The following is a 20,367-nucleotide window of genomic DNA, read 5'->3' on the forward strand; positions in this document are numbered from 1 at the left end:
AACATTGCGTCCCCCTGATGTTCCTCATCGCCGTTCCCGCCGTCACAGCAGTAAAACATCAATAAAATTTTTGAATTGGCACAGTTTATGCTCATATTCTTTTGCATGATTATGTTGATACATGATGCATCAAGAGTGTAATGCGCGAAATAGCGTGTGCAAAATTGTGATTCGCATTTGACCTTTACGTTGACTACCACTCCAGGAGCAAAGCAATGTCCAAACTCAATACTTCCTCCAAAGCAAAAGGACTGTTCACGCGTCAGGCGCTGAAAAAAATCGCGGCGACGGCTTTTCTGGTGACGATGGCCTGTCAGGCACAGGCGGAATCTGTCACGGTGATCTCATTTGGTGGTTTGAACAAAGATGCGCAAGATAAGGCGTTTTACAAACCGTTCGCCGCGGCGGGCAAAGGTACGGTAGAAGCCGGTGAGTATAACGGTGAAATGGCGCGTATCCGGGCGATGGTAGAAACCGGACAAGTGGGCTGGGACGTCGTGGAAGTCGAAGGCCCTGAACTGGTGCGCGGCTGTAGCGAAGGGCTGTTCGAGCCGCTGGATTGGTCAAAATTGGGCGATCAATCCCAGTTTGTCAAAGGCGCAGTCACCGAGTGCGGCGCGGGGATCTTCCTGTGGTCGACCGTCTTGACCTACAACGCAGAGAAACTGAAACAGGCACCGAAAAGCTGGGCCGATTTCTGGAATGTGAAAGATTATCCCGGCAAGCGTGCGTTGCGTAAAAGCGCCAAATTTACGCTGGAAATCGCGCTGCTGGCCGATGGCGTGAAGCGTGAAGATCTCTACACGGTGCTGGCGACGCCAGAGGGTGTCGAGCGCGCCTTTAAGAAACTGAATCAGATCAAATCGAATATCCAATGGTGGGAATCTGGTGCGCAGCCACTGCAATGGCTGGTATCGGGCGATGTGGTGATGACGTCTGCTTACAACGGTCGCGTCTCAGCCGCGCAGAAAGAGGGGCATGACTTCAAGATTGTCTGGGCCGACAGCATTTACGATCTGGATAGTTGGGCGATTGTTAAAGGTTCCAAGCATAAGGCACTGGCGGAGCAGTTTATTGCGTTTGCCAACCAGCCGGAAAACCAGAAGGTGTTCGCTGAGAACATTCCTTATGGCCCGACACACGTCAAGACCACCAGCCTGCTGGCTCCGGCTGTTGCCGCCAATCTGCCAACGGCTCCAGATAATTTGGCACAGGCCTTGCAAGTAGACACTGAGTTTTGGATCGATCACGGTGAAGAGCTGGAACAACGCTTCAACGCCTGGGCTGCCCAATAAAGTTGCAGTGATTTACCGTACGTGATGATGGAGAAAGAGCCTATGTCCCAGAGTGATATCGTCGCCGCTGTACCGCCAAGCGGAAACGAAGAAAATTCAACCTTGAAGCAGCAACTGTGGATCGCGCAGAAAGCCTATAAGAAACGCTCTTTGCTGCTGATTGCACCGCTGTTTCTGTTTATCGTGGTGAGTTTTCTCTTCCCGATCACCTCGATTTTGGGGAAAAGCGTCTCCAATCCAGAATTGCGCGACAACATGCCACAGACCATTGCCGCTATGCGGCTCTGGTCGGGTAACGATGTGCCGGATGAGGCGGTCTTTCGGGCGCTGGTCGGCGATCTGCGTGATGCACGCAGCAGCGGCAAGTTAAGCTCGATCACTAAACGGTTAGGGTATGAAGGGTCAGAATATCGCACGCTGATTACCCGCACATTGCGTAAGCTGCCCGTTGAGGGCAGCAGCGATGTGCGTGACCAACTGATACGTGAACAGCCGATGTGGGGAGAGCTGGCGACCTGGCAAACGTTCGATCGTGCCGCGCGGCCTTTCACCAGCTATTACCTGCTGGCGGTGTTTGACCATAAAGTTGATGCCACTACCCAGCAAATCGTTCCGCTACCAGCCGATCAGGCGCTGTATGTGGATGTGCTGCTGCGCACGTTGCTGATGGCGGGTGTCGTGACGCTACTGTGCGTGGGGCTGGGCTATCCGCTGGCGTACTGGCTGGCAAAACAGCCGTCTAACCGCGCTAACCTGCTACTCATTCTGGTTTTGCTGCCGTTCTGGACATCGCTGATTGTACGGACGGCGAGCTGGATTGTGCTGTTGCAGTCCGGTGGGTTGATCAACCGTTCGCTGATTGGCTCCGGGATTATTGATGAACCGCTGGTGCTGGTGTTCAACCGCATCGGTGTCTATATCTCGATGACCCACATCCTGCTGCCGTTTTTCATTCTGCCGTTGTACGCGGTAATGAAAGGCATTTCCCCGAACTATGTGCGTGCGGCGATCTCGCTGGGTGCGCATCCGTTTATTGCGTTTTGGCGGGTTTACGTGCCGCAAACTTACGCGGGTGTGACGGCGGGGGCACTGCTGGTCTTCATGATGGCGATTGGCTACTACATTACGCCTGCGCTGTTGGGGGGGCCAAGCGACCAAATGCTGAGCTACTTTGTCGCGTTTTTCACTAATACCACCATGAACTGGGGAATGGCGGCCGCGCTGGGTACGCAACTGTTGATCATCGTGACGCTCCTGTACGTGGTTTACATCCGCGTGACGCGCACCAATGCGGAAGCGGCGGCGCATTAAGTACGATATCCATAACCTTATTCTGGGGAGATAACAAATGAGACAGCAGGGTGAAGTGGGTATCCGACTGTGGAACACGTTCTTTAATTTCTACGGTGCGGCGATGCTGTTGTTTTTAATCGTCCCTGTGCTGGTGATTGTTCCGCTTTCGTTTAATGCGGGGTCGTTTCTGAGCTATCCGTTGACGGGATTTTCCCTGCGCTGGTATCGAGAGTTTTTCAACTCTAGCGAGTGGCTGGGGGCGCTGGGTAACAGTTTGCTGATTGCACCGCTGGCGACGCTGTTGGCGACGGTGCTCGGCGTATTAGCGTCAGTCGGGCTGGTACGTGGTGAATTTCGTGGCAAATCGCTGGTGATGGCGGTACTGATTTCGCCGATGATTGCGCCGGTGGTGATTGTCGCGGTAGGGATGTTTTTCTTCTTCGCCAAACTGTCGCTGCTGAACAGCTATCTGGGACTGGTGTTGGCCCATGCGATGCTGGGTGTGCCGTTCGTGGTGATTACGGTCACGGCGGTATTGAAGAACTACGATCACAACCTGACACGCGCGGCTGCCAGCTTGGGCGCTTCGCCGCTGCTGGCTTTCCGCAAGGTGACATTTCCGCTGATTGCGCCGGGAGTCTTTTCCGGTGCGCTCTTTGCTTTCGCAACGTCGTTTGATGAGGTCATTGTCACGCTGTTTCTTGCCAGCCCGCGCCAGCGCACGCTGCCGTTACAGATGTTTGCTGGCATTCGTGAAAACCTCGACCCAACGATAGCCGCCGCCGCGACGATGATGGTCGGTGCGGCGCTTATCCTACTGATCGTGATGGAAATTTTACGTCGCCGTTCGGAGCGGTTACGGAGTGGGGGGTAATCATAGCGTGTGAGTGATGTTTCGTGCGCTTTGATATTTTATTCTCCCTTTACATCGGAGAGCGCACGACCAAGGGCGGCTCAGTTGCCGTCGCCCTTGGAACCCTGGCTTTTTGGCGGTACATGATGCCGCTGCGCGGTGCCTTCAGAGATAACGTTTTCCTGACGGACCGCCAGTGACGCGTTCCCGACGCGGCACTGGCTTTCGCAGCATCCATGCTGCTCATCCTGGAAAACGTTTTCTCTTCAGCATCATTCTACGCCAAGGGAAAAATCGTTTTTTTCGCTGAAAATTTTTTCAGCTTTTTTTAAAACCAAAATGATGATGCATCAAACACCATTTTGATGTGTGTTGTGTAAAAAGATTATTGTGTAACAGGGTTCAGGAGGTTCGGTATGACAGCGCAAAAAACGTTATTGCTGACCGGTGCCAGCCGGGGAATCGGGCATGCTACCGTTAAACATTTCCACGCGGCGGGGTGGCGGATCTTTACCGCTTCACGCCAGAACTGGGCGGAAGAGTGCCCGTGGGCAGAAAAGTTGCTCAACCATATTCATCTCGATTTGGAAGATATCGACAGCCTGCAACAGACGTTGCCGCTGATTAAGGAAAAGCTGGGTGGGCGGTTGGATGCGCTGGTCGATAACGCGGGGATTTCGCCAAAAGGGGAAGGCGGCCAACGTCTGGGCGTCCGCGATACGGACTATGCGACCTGGCTGCGCGTCTTCAACGTTAACCTGTTTTCCTGTGCGCTATTGGCAAACGGCCTGTTCGATGAACTTAAAGCCTCACAGGGCTGCGTCATCAATGTGACCTCGATTGCCGGTTCGCGCGTTCATCCCTTTGCTGGCGTGGCCTATGCCACCTCAAAAGCGGCGCTGTCTGCGTTGACGCGAGAAATGGCGTTTGATTTTGGTCCGCACGGCATTCGTGTGAATGCCATTGCGCCGGGAGAAATTGAAACCTCGATTCTGTCGCCCGGTACAGACGCCATCATTGAGCGGCAGGTACCGATGCAGCGCTTAGGTAAGCCCGAAGAAGTGGCCAGCCTGATCTATTTTCTCTGCACGTCCGGTGCTTCTTATGTCAACGGCGCGGAAATTCACGTTAATGGAGGGCAGCATGTCTGACGGGCAACTTACCGCACTTTTTCCGACATTCCCGCTCCCGGCGTCTAATCCGCCTGTATTTGCCGAGGCTTCGCCGCACGACGACGAATTAATGACGCAGGACGTACCGCAGGTTTCCTGCCAGCAGGCGTTGGCGGTTGCGCAGCAAGAATATGGCTTGTCCGGGCAGATGTCGCTGCTTCAGGGCGAGCGCGATGTGAATTTCTGTCTGACGGTCACGCCAGACGAATGCTACATGTTGAAAGTCATCAACGCGGCAGAACCCGCCGACGTCAGCGATTTTCAAACCGCGCTGCTGCTGCATCTTGCGCGTCAGGCACCTGAGCTGCCCGTACCGCGTATCAGGCTGACAAAAGCGGGTCAGCCGGAAACCGGCGTTGAGATCGATGGCGTACTGCTGCGTGTGCGACTCGTGAGCTATCTGGCTGGAATGCCGCAGTATCTGGCCTCGCCATCAACGGCGCTGATGCCGCAGTTGGGGAGCACGCTGGCGCAGTTGGATAACGCACTTCACAGCTTTACACATCCGGCGGCAAACCGTTCGCTGCTGTGGGATATCAGCCGTGCTGAGCAGGTGCGTCCTTACCTCGATTTCGTTTCTGAACCGCAGCAGTATCAGCATCTTCAGCGTATTTTTGATCGTTATGACAGCCATGTCGCGCCGCTGTTGACGACGCTACGCCGTCAGGTCATTCATAACGATCTGAATCCGCATAACGTGTTAGTGGATGGCACGTTGCCGACGCGGGTTACCGGCATTATCGATTTTGGCGATGCGGTATTCGCCCCGTTAATCTGCGAAGTTGCGACGGCACTGGCGTACCAGATTGGTGATGGGACGGATCTGTTGGAGCATGTTGTGCCGTTTGTTGCGGCCTATCACCAACGTATTCCATTAGCGCCGGAGGAGATCGCACTGCTGCCCGATCTGATAGCGACCCGCATGGCGTTGACCCTGACCATCGCGCAGTGGCGTGCATCACGCTACCCCGATAATAGGGAGTATCTGCTGCGTAATGTGCCGCGCTGTTGGCACAGTTTGCAGCGCATTGCGACCTATTCCCATGCGCAGTTTTTGACTCGTCTACAGCAGGTTTGCCCGGAGAATGTACGATGAACCAGAAAGGAATGACGCCTGAAATGACAGCGACAGACGCGTTGCTGGCGCGCCGTCAGCGGGTTCTGGGCAGCGGTTACCGCCTGTTTTATGAAGAACCGCTGCACGTCGCACGCGGTGAGGGCGTGTGGCTGTTCGATCATCAAGGGAAACGTTATCTGGATGTCTACAATAATGTAGCTTCGGTCGGGCATTGCCACCCCGCGGTGGTTGAAGCGATGGCGCGACAGAGCGCACAGCTCAATACCCACACGCGTTATCTGCACCACGCGATTGTCGATTTTGCAGAAGATTTACTGAGCGAATTCCCCGCTGAATTGAACAATGTGATGCTGACCTGCACTGGCAGTGAGGCTAACGATCTGGCTTTACGTATTGCACGGCATGCCACAGGCGGGACGGGGGTGTTGGTGACGCGCTGGGCGTATCACGGGGTGACCAGCGCGCTGGCGGAGCTGTCACCGTCGCTGGGGGATGGCGTGGCGCGAGGTAGCCATGTGAAGCTGATCGACGCGCCGGACACTTATCGTCAGCCGGGTGCATTTCTTACCAGCATTCGTGAGGCGCTGGCGCAGATGCAGCAGGAAGGCATTCGCCCTGCGGCGTTGCTGGTGGATACGATTTTTTCCAGCGATGGCGTGTTCTGTGCGCCGGAAGGTGAAATGGCGCAGGCGGCGGCGTTGATTCGTCAGGCGGGTGGACTGTTTATTGCGGATGAAGTCCAGCCGGGCTTTGGACGCACCGGGGAATCACTGTGGGGCTTTGCGCGCCACAATATCGTCCCGGATTTGGTGAGTCTGGGGAAACCGATGGGCAACGGGCATCCTATCGCTGGGTTGGTTGGGCGTTCCGCGCTGTTCGACGCCTTCGGTCGCGATGTGCGCTATTTCAATACCTTTGGTGGCAATCCTGTTTCCTGCCAGGCTGCACACGCGGTGCTGCGGGTGATTCGGGAAGATCAGTTGCAGCAGAATGCTCAGCGGGTGGGGGATTATCTGCGGCAAGGGTTACAGCAGCTGGCGCAGCATTTCCCGCTGATGGGTGATATTCGGGCTTACGGCCTGTTTATTGGCGTGGAGCTGGTTAGCGATCGCGAAAGTAAAGCACCAGCAAGTGAATCCGCGTTGCAGGTGGTGAATGCGATGCGTCAACGCGGCGTGCTCATCAGCGCGACGGGGCCAGCGGCAAACATACTGAAAATTCGCCCACCGCTGGTGTTTCTGGAAGAACACGCGGATGTCTTTTTAACCACGCTGAGTGACGTATTAGCAGTAATCGGCACCCGCACGCGAAGATAATCGATTGCGCGGGTGCCATGAAAAGGACAGGGCGTTAAATACGAAACGCTGCCACGGCATGGCTGAGTTCACCGGCCCGTTCGGACAATGAACCTGCGGCAGCGGCGGCTTCGTTAACCAGTGCGGCGTTTTGCTGCGTGACGGTTTCCATCTGTGAAATGGCGGTATTAATCTGCCCAATGCCCAGGCTTTGCTCATTGCTGGCGGTGGAAATTTCGGTCACGATCGACGCGACGCGTTTTATGTCCTCCACCACGCTTTGAATCGTGCTGCCAGCGTCAATGACGATAGTGTGGCCAAGGTTCGCCTGTTCGACGGACGTCCCGATCAGGCTTTTAATCTCTTTGGCGGCGTTTGCACTGCGTTGCGCCAGCGTGCGGACTTCTCCCGCGACGACGGCAAAGCCTCGGCCTTGCTCTCCCGCGCGAGCAGCTTCCACCGCGGCGTTCAGTGCGAGGATGTTGGTTTGGAAAGCAATGCCGTCGATCACGCCGATAATGTTGGTGATTTTCTCTGCGGATGACACCATCTGTTGCATCGCGGATGTGACGTCACCCATCATTTTGCCCCCATCAACCGCACGCTGTGAGGCGGTTGTTGCCAACTGGCTGGCATGAGAGGCATGCATTGCATTCTGTTTGACGGAGGAGGTCATCTGTTCCATTGACGCCGCCGTCTCTTCCAGTGAGCTGGCCTGCTGTTCGGTTCGAGAAGAGAGGTCGATATTGCCGCTGCTAATCTGGCTGGATGCTGTCGCAATAATGTCGGCGTTACTGTGTACGCGCTCTACAATATCCGTCAGATTCAACACCATTTCCCGCAGCGCGGTTTGCAGTTGACCCATTTCATCGCGCGAGGTAATGGCGATGCGATGCGTTAGATCGCCACTCGCTACTTTTCTTGCTAACTCCACGGCATTTTTTATCGGTACGGCAATTGACATAATCAACCGCCAGCCTGATAACGCAACGATAACGATTCCCGCCAGAAGGATAATCACTACAGAAAATAATAGTTTATTGAAACTACCCTGTGATTCGGAATAGAGTTGTTGACCAACATCAGATTGTAATTTAATCAACTGGTCAGCAATTTTTTGTAGGGGTTCATATTCGCTTTTTAATGTGTGATTGATAATAAATTCTAATGTGTCAGTGTCATTTTTCTGTATTGCATTAATGGCGGGAATAACGGCTTTTTCATTGTACTGTTTGTACAAAATGGCAAACTGTTCTTCTAGTGTTTTTTCTTCGCCAGTTAAATAAGTCTTACTGTATAAATCCCATTGCGCATCATAAATTTTTTGTGCTTCTGCGATGTGCGCCAGTCCTGCTTTGACATTGCTTGGCTGCGAGAGATCAACGCTGGCAATTTCAAACATCACGCTATTCACCTGTCTGGTTATATTATCCAGGTAACCCAGCGCGATCAGTCGATCCTGATACAGGGTTTTCATCGACTGATTGGTATTGTTCATGCCAAACAAGCCGGTAAAAGAGACAACCAAAAGCAATAATGCCATTAACAACATAACCGAAATTAATTTAAATTTAATGCTCATAAGTACCTCTAAATTATCCCTAGGTAAGGGACGGTGTTTTTATATCGACGCGAAAAATAGAATGTTTATATCGGGATAAACTAAAATTTTAAAATGGCATTAGAGGGCTTGTGATAGCAGTAACTTACATTGCTTTACAAAGCGTTCGATATTCTATGCTGAGTGATAAATAATAATTAAAATATTATCCTAGCCGGAAAGTTAGCGTTACAGCTAAGTGAAGGAAATAATTATGAAGATTACGTCATGAAATCAGGATTATGGTGTGATGTTGTTGCCAGAATGGCTTTTTTAAAAAAAGCAGGGCGGCTGATTTTTAAGGAAAATGAAAAAATATAGAAGGTGAAGAGAATAATGCGGATGATAAATTTCCGTTATTAACTTTTATATCCTAATCACACCCCTTTTCCCCCGCGTAAGAAAACGCGAAGGAAAAGGGTAACCGTTAACGATGTTGAGCCAACTGCACGGCCTCATGGAGATTGAGGCGCTGCCAGAAATTCTGCGTACCGTTATCACCCGGCGCGCCGGACAGTGGGTAGCCATCGGCTAGCGCAGTTTTCACCATCAAATCTTTGCGTTGGGCGGCAGAAAGCTGTGGCAGCACGGCGTCGAGCAGCACCTCAGCACCTTCGGGAACGATAACCGCAGACGTAACGCCAGGCTGAGCAGGCAGCCCGTATGTCATGGTGTAGTGATAAAACGTTTTCATCTGCGGTGCCGCGTAAGGATCGTCCTGCGGGGCATTCTTGGCGCAAGCGCTCAACGTGGTGCCACAGGCTTTCTCTAACGCGCTGCGTAACTCGGTCTTGGCCTGTTCAAACAGCCGACGATACTGTGGGTCGTTGAGGTAGTGGGCCACGTTGCGTTCGGCAATCATCCGTGAACCTATCACGTCCAATGGATAATGGACGCCCAGCACGACGCGTGAATAGCCATAGCGTGCGCCGCGATCGATTAGCGGGACGAAGCGTTCAGGGATCATTTCCGCTAACAGTAGGGCATCGGTATAGCCAGTGTTGGTATGGCCGCTCGGAAACGCGCCACCGGTTGCTGTATAGAGTTTGTTATCGCCGATCACGGCAGTATCCGGCACCAGATGAATGGTGTTATTTGGCTGTAGAAAAGGGCGAGGATAGTTGAAATGCAGCTTGGCAGCGGACGTACTGACGCCCGATAGCTTGAGTAACACGGCGGCCTTCCGTATTTCACCGTGGTTATAGGCGGTGATAAACATCTTGCCCAGCCTCGGGCCTAGCGCATCCGCCAGATAATAGAGATATCCCTGACCTTCAGCATCGACGACTGCCTGCTCACGTTGTCCCGTGGTGGCTTCACGGTTAATGCGTGTCACGATAGCCGTGTTTTGCTGCAACACATCGGTAGAAAGGTGTGAGAAGGATTCCAGTAGCGCAATGCCTGCCTGCTGGTTGGCTTTGACTGCGAAATCATAACCGCTGGCGTTCAGCCAGTTGATATCCGCCATCTGTGGTGTTTCTTGTGCCTGTGCTAACTGCGCACGAGTGAGCTGTGGCGCATCGCCTTGGATTGCTTTGCGCAGCGCGGCCTGAATGGTTTGTTCCAGTTCAATAACGTGAGGGCGGCTACTGGCCTGCGTGGTGGAATCCACAATGGTGCTGATAGTCGCGCTGTCCGGCTGGGGTGAGGCGGCAATCCCGGAAAGCGGTAGCAGAAAAAGACTGGCAATCGGTAACACTCTGATCGTCGCAAGCATAGTCGTGCGATAACGCATGATGGCATCCTTATTGGGAGGACAAACGTTTGTCTGTGCAGGCTCAGGCTAGGCGCTGATTGTGATGGTAATGTTTCAGGATATATTTTGAGATACTTATCAAAGAATTATCATGATTTGTTATGTTTGGTGATGCAGGAAACGTCCACGGGATAAACAAAGGCAGCGAGTGACTATATAGAAGAAAAAGACATAAAAGAGTTTCTAAAAAACAGAAGGGTGATTTGCTTTTTTTATCATTGACGCAAAGCTCATTTCTCTCTAACTTAAACAGACGAATATTTTTCAATATTTTATTGATTTATAAGAAATTAATCTAATTATAACAAAAATGGCAGCTATAAATAGCCCGGTTATTCCTCAATACCAAAAAGCGATGAAGAGCCTATCTCTGTTCAACATAACAAGTGAAACAGTTCCGTGGGATAGGTTTAACGCCCATTAATGCGAAATGATTTTACCCACGAACACAGGCTTCCCTACATCAAACAGGCTTACCTTGCGTATGCCAACGTTATATCTCTTAAAATAGTCAGTAACAGCAGGAGTGAGTCAGGTAATGATTCGGTTAGAAAACGTGAGCGTTGATTTTCCCGCCGGTAAAGATGCACAGTCCAGGGCGGTGAACAACGTCAACCTGACCATTCAACAGGGTGAAGTTTTTGGGATTGTTGGCACCAGCGGCGCGGGAAAAAGTACGCTGCTGCGAACGATCAATTTATTGCAGCGTCCAACCGAAGGGCGCGTTTTTCTTGGCGATACGCTGATCAGCGATGCTTCTGGCCGCGAACTGCGCCAGCATCGTCAGCGTATTGGTATGATCTTTCAGCATTTTAATCTAATGCATACCCGCAATGTGTATGACAACGTGGCATTCAGCCTGCGTGCCGCGGGCAAGAGTAAAGAAGAGATTGCCTCGCGCGTGCCGGAAATTCTGGCGCTGGTCGGGTTGCAGGATAAAGGGACCTCGTATCCGGCGCAGTTGAGTGGCGGGCAGAAACAGCGTGTGGGCATAGCCCGCGCTATTGCCAACCATCCCGAAGTACTATTGTGTGATGAACCTACTTCGGCGCTGGATCTGGAAACGTCGGCGTCTATTCTGGCGTTATTGAAAAGTATTAATGTTCGGTTGGGTATCACGATCGTGCTGATTTCCCATGAAATGAGCGTGATTAAAAGTATTTGTCAGCGCATGGCGGTGATGACGGGCGGAAATATTGTGGAAGAGGGCGAGGTTTTTACGATCTTCTCTGCACCTCAACACGCTTATACTAAACAGCTGGTTAGCCATACCACACCGGTCGAATTACCTGAACGCTTTAAGAAAAATAATAAAGGCGTCCTGCTGAAAATACTCTTCGCCGATGATTCGGTAGAACAACCGATATTATCCGACGTTGCGCAGCAGTTCCAAGTATCGGTGAATATCCTGCACGGGAATATTGAATACATTAACGATCGCGCGTTGGGACATATCATCGCCCAAATTTCATATCGTGACGATCCGGCAGCGGAAAATCTCGCTGCGGCTATTGCTTATATTCGACAGAATACCTTCGGGGTGGAGGTCATCAATGACTGAGTTATTCGGTGAATTAGTCTTTGCCTTCGGTGAAACCTTCACGATGGTGTGTATTTCAACGCTTTGTGCGGTGATATTCGGCCTGCCATTAGGTATCGCGATTTATGTGACCGATCGCCATTTGTTTTGGCAGAACCGTTTTATTTATCTGATATCGACCATTCTGGTGAATATTATCCGCTCGATCCCGTTTGTGATCCTGCTGGTGCTGCTGTTGCCATTAACACAGTTGCTGCTGGGGAACACGATAGGACCCGTGGCGGCGGCGGTGCCGATGTCGGTAGCGGCGATTGCGTTTTATGCCCGTCTGGTGGATTCCGCACTGCGTGAAGTCGATCCGGGTATTGTGGAAGCGGCGGAAGCCTTTGGTGCCAGTCCGACGCGCATCATCGCTACCGTATTGTTGCCTGAAGCTCTGGCAGGCTTATTACGCGGCCTGACGATCACGCTGGTTAGCCTGATCGGTTACTCGGCGATGGCTGGGATTGTGGGCGGCGGCGGTGTCGGCGATCTGGCGATCCGCTTCGGTTATTATCGCTATGAAACCGAAGTCATGGTCGTGACGGTCATTGCATTGGTCGTACTGGTACAAGTCGTGCAAACGCTGGGCGATATGCTCTCGCGAAGAGCGAATAAGCGCGAACGCCGCTAAGCCGCGACAGAATACGTTATTCAGGACAGCAGAGAGATGTCATGAAAATAGACAAAATTGTATTACGAAAAATGAAAATGGCGCTCAAAACGCCATTTACCACCAGCTTTGCGACGCAGACGGAAAAACACTTTTCCATCGCGGAAATTCACGCAGGTGGGCAGATTGGTTATGGCGATTGTTCCGCTATTTCCCTGCCATTTTATAACGAAGAAACCAACGTCACCGCCTGGCATATTATGCGTGACTTCTTGATCCCGATGATTAAGCAGGCTGGAGATATTGAACATCCTTCTCAGGTTCGCGATATTTTCGCTCCGGTAAAGCGTAATAACTGCGCTAAAGCGGCAATCGAAGGTGGCATTTGGGATGCTTACGCAAAGATAAAAGGTGTACCGCTGCATCAATTACTGGGTGGCGTACGGGATAAGGTCGAAGCAGGTGTCAGTATCGGTATTCAGGAAACGCCCGATAAATTAGTCAGCGTGGTCGATAATTTCCTGAAGGAAGGCTATAAGCGCATCAAAATAAAAATCAAGCCGGGAAAAGATTACGACTATATTGCGGCGCTGCGTCAGGAGTTTGGTGATATTACGCTGATGGTGGATGCCAATTCCGCCTACACGCTGGACGATATTGATTTCTTTAAGCGCATCGATAAATTCAATCTGCTGATGATTGAACAGCCACTGGCACACGACGATATTATCGACCACCGAACACTTCAGGCGGCGGTGAATACGCCTATCTGTCTGGATGAAAGTATTGCGTCGGTAGAAGATGCTCGTAAAGCAATAGAGCTGGGCAGCGCCAAAATCATCAATATCAAAGTGGCGCGCGTGGGCGGTATTACTGAAACCAAGCTGATTCATGACTACTGTCAGGCGCACAATATTCCGGTGTGGTGCGGCGGTATGCTGGATACGGCGGTCGGTAAAGCGCACAACATTGCGGTGTCTACGCTGCCGAACTTTGTCTACGCGCACGATATTCCACCGTCTTCCCGCTATTGGCATGAAGACTTCATGCTGCCGTTTGTCGAATTAGACAACGACAGCTGTGTCGCGGTGCCAAATAAACCGGGAATTGGCTTTGATATCAACCCTGAACTGTACGACAAATATTGCTACGGACAGGAAACCTTTTTGTTTTAATTAATTGTTAGATAATAAGTTTCAAAAGTAGTGGGCAGTAAAACGTTATCCAACACCAGGGAATAACGTCATAAAAATAGAGAAAAATAATGAGCGATGTCGCACTGTGAATAAGAGTGTGGATTTAGGGAGAAACACGGTGATGAGGTTCCCGTAGGGATGCCTCGCACCGTGGTCGCTCCCGGTATCTCGATCTTAACCAGGTGTTGCTGCTCTATATAACGACAATGCCGTTAGAAAAACGGCTAACACTGACTAAATCGGACAGACAGGAACGCGACGATGCGATTGAAAAAACTTATTCCACTTATGCTGGCGTTGGGCATTTCTCAGGCTTACGCAGCAGATTCAGGCAAAGAAATCACCATCGGCGTATCGCCGGGCCCGTATGGCGATATGGTGACGAAAGCGATCAAACCGGAAATGGTGAAAAAAGGCTACGAGGTGAAAGTGCGCGAATTCAGCGACTACATCCAGCCGAATTTGGCGCTGTCGAACAACAGTATCGACGCCAACCTGTTTCAAAATCGCCGCTATCTTGACCGTTTCAGCGCGGATAAAGGGCTGAAACTGGCGGAAGTGATCACCGTGCCGACGGCCAGCATGGGCTTTTACTCCAACAAAGTCCGCTCGCTGAATGAACTGAAAGCGGGTGATATCATTACGTTGCCAAACGATCCATCAAATCTGGCTCGTTCGCTGGATTTCCTGCAAAAATATGGCCTGATCAAGATCAATCCAGACATTACGCCAACCAAAGCGTCGCTGCGTGATATCACGGAAAACCCGAAAGGGCTGGTCTTTAAACCGCTGGAAGCGGCACAGCTACCGCGTGCGCTGGGCGGCGTAACCGGTTCGCTGATTAATGCCAATTTCGCGATTTCTGCGGGTCTGAATCTGTCTGACGCGATTCAGTTAGATGTGCTGCCGGAAGATCTGAAAAATATGATCGTTGTGCGTGCGGAAGATGCCGACAAACCGTTTGCCCAAGATCTAAAAGCTGCCGTTCAATCCCCAGAATTCGCCGCATTCTTTGCGGATAAAAACTCCATGTTCCACGCGTTCCAGAAGCCGGAATGGATGAAGAAGGCGAAGTCTGAGTAAGTCATACTGAGAATTGTTTGACGCGATTGCCCGATATTACTATGGTAATAAATACCATAGTAATATCGGGCATTTTTATGGGACAAAAAAGGATTTTTGTTGCGCGTCACTACGATAAATCTCGCAGAAAATCGGGCATAACCGATCAGCAGTTATGTGATATTGCGGCAGACATTATTGATCATCCAGATAAAGAAGGTCTCGGTGGCGGTGTGTATAAGAAACGGGTTTCTACTGGTCTGGGTAAACGTGGTGGAGCCCGGACAATAGTGGCTTATCATCGAGAAGGTAACGTGTTTTCTTTGAAGGATGGGAGAAAAACACAGTATCAACGCGTGGGAAGGAAATTCCCGATGATGTATTGGCGGCTTTTAAAATTGCATCATCGGTATTTAAAAACAAATCAGATGCCGATCTTGAAACGGACCTTAAAAACAAAGAGCTTGTTGAGGTGATAAATGGTTGATAAGCGCTTATTAAATATACAGAGCATGATTCAGCGTCAACATGCCGCAGGTACGGCCAGTGACGTCGATCTTGACGCTATCAATCGCTTGGTAGCGGAAAGTCAAAAAACGGAATCACGCGCCAGTATGGACGCGAGCAGAGTACGAGCCATCCGTGAGCGTGAAAAAATTAGCCAAAGCCAGCTTGCTGCCATCATTAATATGTCGGCCAATAGCGTTCAGAAATGGGAACGCGGGGTAAGCTCACCAACGGGAGCGGCATTACGGATACTTGAGGTCATCGAGAGAAAAGGGCTAAGCGCTATTCTCTGATGATGTAATTGCGGAAGACGTTCTGTTTTCCATAGTATTCAGTGGCCGTCTAATACGGCCACTTTTGCGTTTATACCGCGTTGTGATCAGCCGCTAAACATCACTTCCGATGTACATACTCTCTGTGTTTTTCTAACACCGCATGTCCTTGCTCCCCCAGCTCCCAGAACAGGCCGGTCATGATCGCTAATCCTTCTCGGGCGATGGATTTCAGCATGTGCTCGTTGACGGCGTGCTGGCCGCATGCAGGATAAGAGTGGGGGATCCACAGCGTTGGCAGGCCGAGGATGTCGGCGAATACGTCATTAGGCAGCGATCCACCCAGATTCGGTAACAGCGCGGGTTGCTTACCGCTGATTTGCTGCATCAGTGCCAGCGTCCAGTTTACCAGCGGATCTTCGGGGTTAAACCGCGTTGCCGGAGACGTGTTAAGCACCTCAACGTCTACCTGATCAAAGCCGTGCTGGGCGAGGTGTTGACGTACATGTTGTGCCAGATTTTTCCAGTCGGTGCCGACCACGAAGCGTAGTTGGCAAATGGCAGTCGCGTCAGCGGGGATCGCATTCACCGGTTTGTTTGGGTTACCGGTAATGAATGACAGCACTTCCAGCGTGTTCCAGCCAAATAACCGCTCGGCAGGCGTGAGTCCCTTTGCACCCCAGTTTTCATCAATCGCTGGATCGCCCTCGCTGCCTGCGGGGTCGATCGTGCTGAGAATGTCCCGCAGTGCTGGCGTCAGAGGCGGGGGCAGCAGGGCGTCGATTTTCATTCGTCCTTGTCCGTCTACCAGACTGGCCACGGCGTTCGCTAACTGTGTACCCGGATTGCTCAGCAGTCCACCCCAGTTACCAGAATGGTATGCCTGCTCACGTGCCTTGAGGCGTAAACGGAAGTTGGCACAGCCGCGAGAGCCGAGGAATAACGTCGGGCGTTCTGCATTAAGGCGCGGCCCGTCGGAGGCGATAAAAATATCGGCAGCCAGTTCTTCTTTGTGCTGTTGGCAGAGCTCGGCAAGCCCCGGTGAACCAATTTCTTCACCCATCTCGAACAGCAGCTTGCAGTTGAAGCCCAGACGCTGCCCACGCGCCTGAAACACCTGCTCCAGCGCCATCAGGTTGATGCTGTGCTGGCCTTTGTTATCGGCACTGCCGCGTCCGTACCAGTGGTCGCCTTCTTCCACTAATTCCCAGGGTGTGAGCCCATCGCGCCAGTTTTCTTCATCACCGAACACCACGTCGCCGTGGCCGTAAGACAGCACGGTCGGCAGACTAGGATCTTCAATGCGTTCGGCCAGCAGGAAAGGGGGATGACGTTCATCCGACGCGGCGATCAGTTCTACGCTGAATCCCATCGCCTGCAACGTGGGCTGGATCTCGTCAGTCAGATAGCGATTCAGCGCAGGCTGGTTATCGGTTTTCTGACTCTCGCTGGTGTGTGCAATACGCCGTGCCAGCGTCTGCTTAAATTCTCCGCGATCGAAACGTTCACAGGCGATACGAATAAGGTCTGCGCTGGTCATGCCTTTCCTTGCTGGATAATGTGCCGAAGTTACCGATATTTAAAGGAAAAATGAGGTTTGCAACAATAATAAAAATTGCAATTAAGCTTTGCTTTTAATATAAACCTCAAAATCCCCCTCGCTCTGTCTGAAAGGAAGGCCGGTATGCACAGCTCTGAGATTCGTTATTTTTTGGTGGTTGCCACCACCGGTTCGCTCAGCGCCGCCAGTCAACACCTGTTTGTTGCCGTTTCTGCTATCAGCCGTCAGATTCAGCGGTTAGAAGAACGCATTGGCGTGCCGCTGTTCGAGCGCCATGCGCGCGGCATGGTGTTAAATGATGCCGGACGCATTCTGGAAAACCATGTGCGCAAGAGCATGATGGATATGGATGCTGCCGTGGCGGAGATTCAGGGGCTGAAGGCCAGCCGCCGGGCACTGTTACGGATTGGCTGTACGGAGGGAATGGCATTCGATCTACTGCCGACCTTGTTTGCGCGCTTCCGCCAACATGACCCGGATACCACCTTTGGGTTGAAAGTGGATTCGGCGATGCAGGTGTCCCAGATGATCCGTAATGGCGAAGTGGATATCGCGCTCCAGTTTGCGCTGGCACCGGAGCAGGGCGTGAATGTGGAACTGGCGCTGCCTGCGCCACTGATGCTGCTGATGTCGGATGAACATCCGCTGGCGCACCAGTCTATTCAACTGGCGGATCTGCATCCTTTCCCGCTGGCGCTGCCGGAATCGTCGACTACGCTGCGGCAGCTGTTTGACCTCTCATGCCGCATGAATGGCACTTTTCTGGAACCGACGCTGTGCTGCAACAACTTCACCACGCTCTATTACTATGCGATGAGCACGCCGGGGGCGGTCACGGCCTGTAGCTTTTACTCCGTGATGTATAAGTGCTTACAGGAACCGATGCGCCTGAAGCCGCTGAATATCAAACAGCTCGACCAGCGTTCGCTCCAGATCCAAACGCTCGCTGGCAAAGCCCATGCGCCTCAGCAGCAGGCTTTTCTGGATTTCATGATGGCGGAACTGCGTCAGGGAGAAGCGTATTATTTAAGTCAGATCGCTGAATCCTAAATATACGTTGGAGTGTTTTCACTCCATCTCGATAATCTCGCGTTTTTGCTCATCTTCGAGCTGACGCAAGGCGCGATACACCTGCGCTACCGCCAGAAGCGTTTCGCGTGGAATATAATGACCTTCCGGCGTGGTGCGATACAGCGTGCGGGTCAGCCAGATGAAACGAATCACAGGGATGTCCGCTTTTTTCGCCTGTGCGATAAGCTCCTGCGCTGCTTTGTTTTCGCCTTTAAACAAGATGCGCGGCAGCGGGGTTTTGCCGGGGCGATAGTAGAGTCCCACCGCATAGTGCGTCGGGTTGACCAGCAGCATATCGGCCTCTTCCACTTTCGGTTTGGGGCGCGGCGCGGCGGATTCATTCGCCAGTTCATGCGCCAGCGATTTGCGGTGGCCTTTCATATGCGGATCGCCTTCGGAATCTTTGTGCTCGTTGCGTAAATCCTCATGGCTCATGCGCTGCTGCTTGAGAAAAAAATATTTTTGCATGCCGAAATCCAGTGCCGACAGCACCAGCAGAGCTGTTAGCGTTGTTCGAGTAATGCGCGTTAGCAGCGCTTTCACTCCTTGCCAGAAGCTGTGCAGATCGCCATAGGCTAATTCAACCAACGCCTCTAACTCGGGCACCACCACTTTATAAAAAACCGTACCGATCACCACCGCTTTCAGAATATTGGTCAACATTTCCACCAGCTTGCGCATCGAAAACATCTGCTTGAACTGGTTGATCGGGTTCAGTCGATTGAGATCGAGCTTCAGCGCTTCGGGCGCAAACAGTGGGCCATACTGGAGCCAGCCGCCCGCGATGCGTAACAGCACGGCAATTGCCGCAGACAGCAGGCAGAGCGTACCCGCCAGCACGGCGGCGTCATGAAAAACTTCTTTCGCCACCTGTGCAAACGGTGTACCAAGCCGTTGTAGCGGTAGTTGCACCAGCGTTTGCAGTTTCCCCATCGTGCTGTCCGCCAGCGCCAATACACACTCCAGTAGACCGACGCAGATCAGCAGCTTGGGCACATCCTGACTTTGTCCCACTTCCCCTTTGCGACGCGCGTCTTCCAGTTTTTTCTCTGTGGGTTCTTCCGTTTTCTCACTCATCGGTTCCGCCTTGTTAGCTGTTCGATGCCGTAAAAAGCAGCGGGATCAGGTGCGTGAGATCCAGCAGCCCCTGAAGTTTGTAGTCGCCTAAATATTGCAGCACCGGCATATAAATGATGAAAAATGCCATCCCGACCAGACATTTGGCTGGAATCGACAGGACGAACACTTGAAGCTGCGGGCTATACAGGCTGAGTAACGCAATACTGAACTCCAACAGCAGCAGTAGCGCTACCAGCGGTCCCGCGTACACCACCAAATGAGTAAAGGTGTCGGTCAGCAGGTTGAGATACACCTCAAACCCTTTTTCGCTCGGTGCAGGCAGCCAGGACAGGACCGGCCAGATCTGGTAGCTGTCCCAAATCAGCTGGGTTAGCCCCTTTAGGCCGATACCGATAATCAGCAGCAGAATCAGGGTCTGTTTCAGTAAATGGCCGAGCGGTGTGGCGTCCGAACCCAGCGCGGGGTTGAGCTGGCCGCCCATCAACGCACCGCGCTGGTTATCGAACAGCGCTCCGACAGATTCAAATAGCCAGAAAGGCATCGCCAGAATGAGTGCAATCAGCAATCCCACCATGAGTTCTTTGAACAACAGTGCGGGAAGCATCGGCCAGGAGAGCGGCGTCAACAGAAGCTGCTGCTGCACGATGGGAGCGGGCAGCAGCGTCAGGGAAATCACCACCGCGTTGCGCATCATGCCTTTCAACACGTTGAGTGAAAAAACCGGCACCAGAATAAAGCAGGGATACAGCCGGGCGATACCGAGCGTAATGGCGATGATAAAGTCGTAAATGTGCTGAATGGTGGCGATCATGCGGATTTATACCCCAGTCTGTGCAATCATGTTGAACGCGGTAATGGCTAATTGCATCAGCTCTACACCAATCCAGCGCCCGCAAAGCGCGAGCGTCAGCCCGACGGATATCAGTTTGACGGCAAAGGGCAGTGTCTGATCCTGCAATTGCATCACCGCCTGTAGCAGTGAAATCAATACGCCAACAATCACCGCCACCAGTAGCGGCGGTGCAGAGAGCAGTACGACCATCACCATGGCCTGACGGAAAAGCGTGATTATTTCCATCGCGAC

At 52.2% G+C, this 20,367-nt stretch carries 19 protein-coding genes; 13 read left to right on the forward strand and 6 right to left on the reverse strand.

The features are described 5' to 3' along the window. Positions 1-215 precede the first annotated feature (215 nt). The 6 genes from DUT67_RS09830 to DUT67_RS09855 all read left to right on the forward strand — a co-directional run bounded on the left by DUT67_RS09830 (position 216) and on the right by DUT67_RS09855 (position 7,007). Positions 216-1,295, forward strand: a complete 1,080-nt coding sequence (locus DUT67_RS09830) for an ABC transporter substrate-binding protein (protein ID WP_048259941.1) — start codon at positions 216-218, stop codon at positions 1,293-1,295. A gap of 42 nt (positions 1,296-1,337) precedes the next feature. Beyond that, entirely contained in the window at positions 1,338-2,606 is a 1,269-nt protein-coding gene (locus tag DUT67_RS09835) for an ABC transporter permease (protein ID WP_113632386.1), read from the forward strand. Between the two features lie 37 nt (positions 2,607-2,643). Then, the gene (locus DUT67_RS09840) at positions 2,644-3,462 is read left to right on the forward strand and encodes an ABC transporter permease (RefSeq protein WP_011093619.1); all 819 of its coding nucleotides are present in this window, start codon (positions 2,644-2,646) and stop codon (positions 3,460-3,462) included. 395 nt (positions 3,463-3,857) lie between these two features. After that, positions 3,858-4,592, forward strand: a complete 735-nt coding sequence (locus DUT67_RS09845; protein WP_113632385.1) for an SDR family NAD(P)-dependent oxidoreductase — start codon at positions 3,858-3,860, stop codon at positions 4,590-4,592. Then, positions 4,585-5,709, forward strand: a complete 1,125-nt coding sequence (locus DUT67_RS09850; RefSeq protein WP_113632384.1) for a phosphotransferase — start codon at positions 4,585-4,587, stop codon at positions 5,707-5,709. Before DUT67_RS09845 ends, DUT67_RS09850 begins: the two co-directional genes overlap by 8 nt. After that, a complete protein-coding gene (locus DUT67_RS09855) occupies positions 5,706-7,007 on the forward strand; it encodes an aspartate aminotransferase family protein (protein ID WP_113632383.1) in 1,302 nt (433 codons plus the stop codon). The genes DUT67_RS09850 and DUT67_RS09855 overlap by 4 nt, the downstream gene beginning before the upstream one ends. A gap of 34 nt (positions 7,008-7,041) precedes the next feature. Here DUT67_RS09855 and DUT67_RS09860 read toward each other — a convergent pair whose 3' ends face one another. Both DUT67_RS09860 and DUT67_RS09865 read right to left on the reverse strand, forming a co-directional pair. Continuing rightward, positions 7,042-8,529 carry a methyl-accepting chemotaxis protein gene (locus DUT67_RS09860; protein WP_262983988.1) on the reverse strand — a complete coding sequence of 496 codons (1,488 nt, stop codon included), beginning with the start codon at positions 8,527-8,529 and terminating at the stop codon, positions 7,042-7,044. A gap of 484 nt (positions 8,530-9,013) precedes the next feature. Continuing rightward, complete coding sequence (locus DUT67_RS09865) at positions 9,014-10,321, reverse strand: phosphatase PAP2 family protein (protein WP_113632381.1); 1,308 nt, start codon at positions 10,319-10,321, stop codon at positions 9,014-9,016. Positions 10,322-10,880: 559 nt separating this feature from the next. Between DUT67_RS09865 and DUT67_RS09870 the strand changes: the two genes are divergently transcribed. The 6 genes from DUT67_RS09870 (at position 10,881) to DUT67_RS09895 (ending at position 15,592) form a co-directional block, all read left to right on the forward strand. Next, positions 10,881-11,903, forward strand: coding sequence for a methionine ABC transporter ATP-binding protein (locus DUT67_RS09870; protein WP_113632380.1), 1,023 nt, complete (start codon positions 10,881-10,883; stop codon positions 11,901-11,903). Then, positions 11,896-12,555: a methionine ABC transporter permease gene (locus DUT67_RS09875; protein WP_048259949.1), complete on the forward strand. Its 660-nt coding sequence runs from the start codon at positions 11,896-11,898 to the stop codon at positions 12,553-12,555. Before DUT67_RS09870 ends, DUT67_RS09875 begins: the two co-directional genes overlap by 8 nt. Positions 12,556-12,596: 41 nt before the next feature. Further along, entirely contained in the window at positions 12,597-13,709 is a 1,113-nt protein-coding gene (menC, locus tag DUT67_RS09880; RefSeq protein WP_113632379.1) for an o-succinylbenzoate synthase, read from the forward strand. Between the two features lie 282 nt (positions 13,710-13,991). Further along, the gene (locus DUT67_RS09885) at positions 13,992-14,813 is read left to right on the forward strand and encodes a MetQ/NlpA family ABC transporter substrate-binding protein (protein WP_048259951.1); all 822 of its coding nucleotides are present in this window, start codon (positions 13,992-13,994) and stop codon (positions 14,811-14,813) included. 77 nt (positions 14,814-14,890) lie between these two features. Then, complete coding sequence (locus tag DUT67_RS09890) at positions 14,891-15,268, forward strand: type II toxin-antitoxin system RelE/ParE family toxin (RefSeq protein WP_113632400.1); 378 nt, start codon at positions 14,891-14,893, stop codon at positions 15,266-15,268. Positions 15,269-15,271: 3 nt separating this feature from the next. Further along, positions 15,272-15,592, forward strand: a complete 321-nt coding sequence (locus DUT67_RS09895) for a DNA-binding transcriptional regulator (RefSeq protein WP_113632378.1) — start codon at positions 15,272-15,274, stop codon at positions 15,590-15,592. Positions 15,593-15,692: 100 nt separating this feature from the next. Here the strand turns inward: DUT67_RS09895 and DUT67_RS09900 are convergent, their stop codons facing one another. Beyond that, entirely contained in the window at positions 15,693-17,111 is a 1,419-nt protein-coding gene (locus tag DUT67_RS09900; protein ID WP_113632377.1) for a M20 family metallopeptidase, read from the reverse strand. Between the two features lie 144 nt (positions 17,112-17,255). Here DUT67_RS09900 and DUT67_RS09905 point away from each other — a divergent pair, with 144 nt between their 5' ends. Then, on the forward strand, positions 17,256-18,182 hold the full coding sequence (locus DUT67_RS09905) for a LysR family transcriptional regulator (RefSeq protein WP_113632376.1): 927 nt from the start codon (positions 17,256-17,258) through the stop codon (positions 18,180-18,182). A gap of 18 nt (positions 18,183-18,200) precedes the next feature. Here the strand turns inward: DUT67_RS09905 and sctU are convergent, their stop codons facing one another. The 3 genes from sctU to sctS are packed head-to-tail and all read right to left on the reverse strand — an operon-like array spanning position 18,201 to position 20,361. Further along, positions 18,201-19,280, reverse strand: a complete 1,080-nt coding sequence (gene sctU / locus DUT67_RS09910; protein WP_113632375.1) for a type III secretion system export apparatus subunit SctU — start codon at positions 19,278-19,280, stop codon at positions 18,201-18,203. 13 nt (positions 19,281-19,293) lie between these two features. Beyond that, on the reverse strand, positions 19,294-20,094 hold the full coding sequence (gene sctT / locus DUT67_RS09915) for a type III secretion system export apparatus subunit SctT (protein ID WP_113632374.1): 801 nt from the start codon (positions 20,092-20,094) through the stop codon (positions 19,294-19,296). A gap of 6 nt (positions 20,095-20,100) precedes the next feature. Beyond that, positions 20,101-20,361: a type III secretion system export apparatus subunit SctS gene (gene sctS, locus DUT67_RS09920; RefSeq protein WP_009112548.1), complete on the reverse strand. Its 261-nt coding sequence runs from the start codon at positions 20,359-20,361 to the stop codon at positions 20,101-20,103. Between the last annotated feature and the right edge of the window lie 6 nt (positions 20,362-20,367).

The organism is Pectobacterium peruviense (genome assembly GCF_003312355.2).
Lineage (GTDB): Bacteria > Pseudomonadota > Gammaproteobacteria > Enterobacterales > Enterobacteriaceae > Pectobacterium > Pectobacterium peruviense.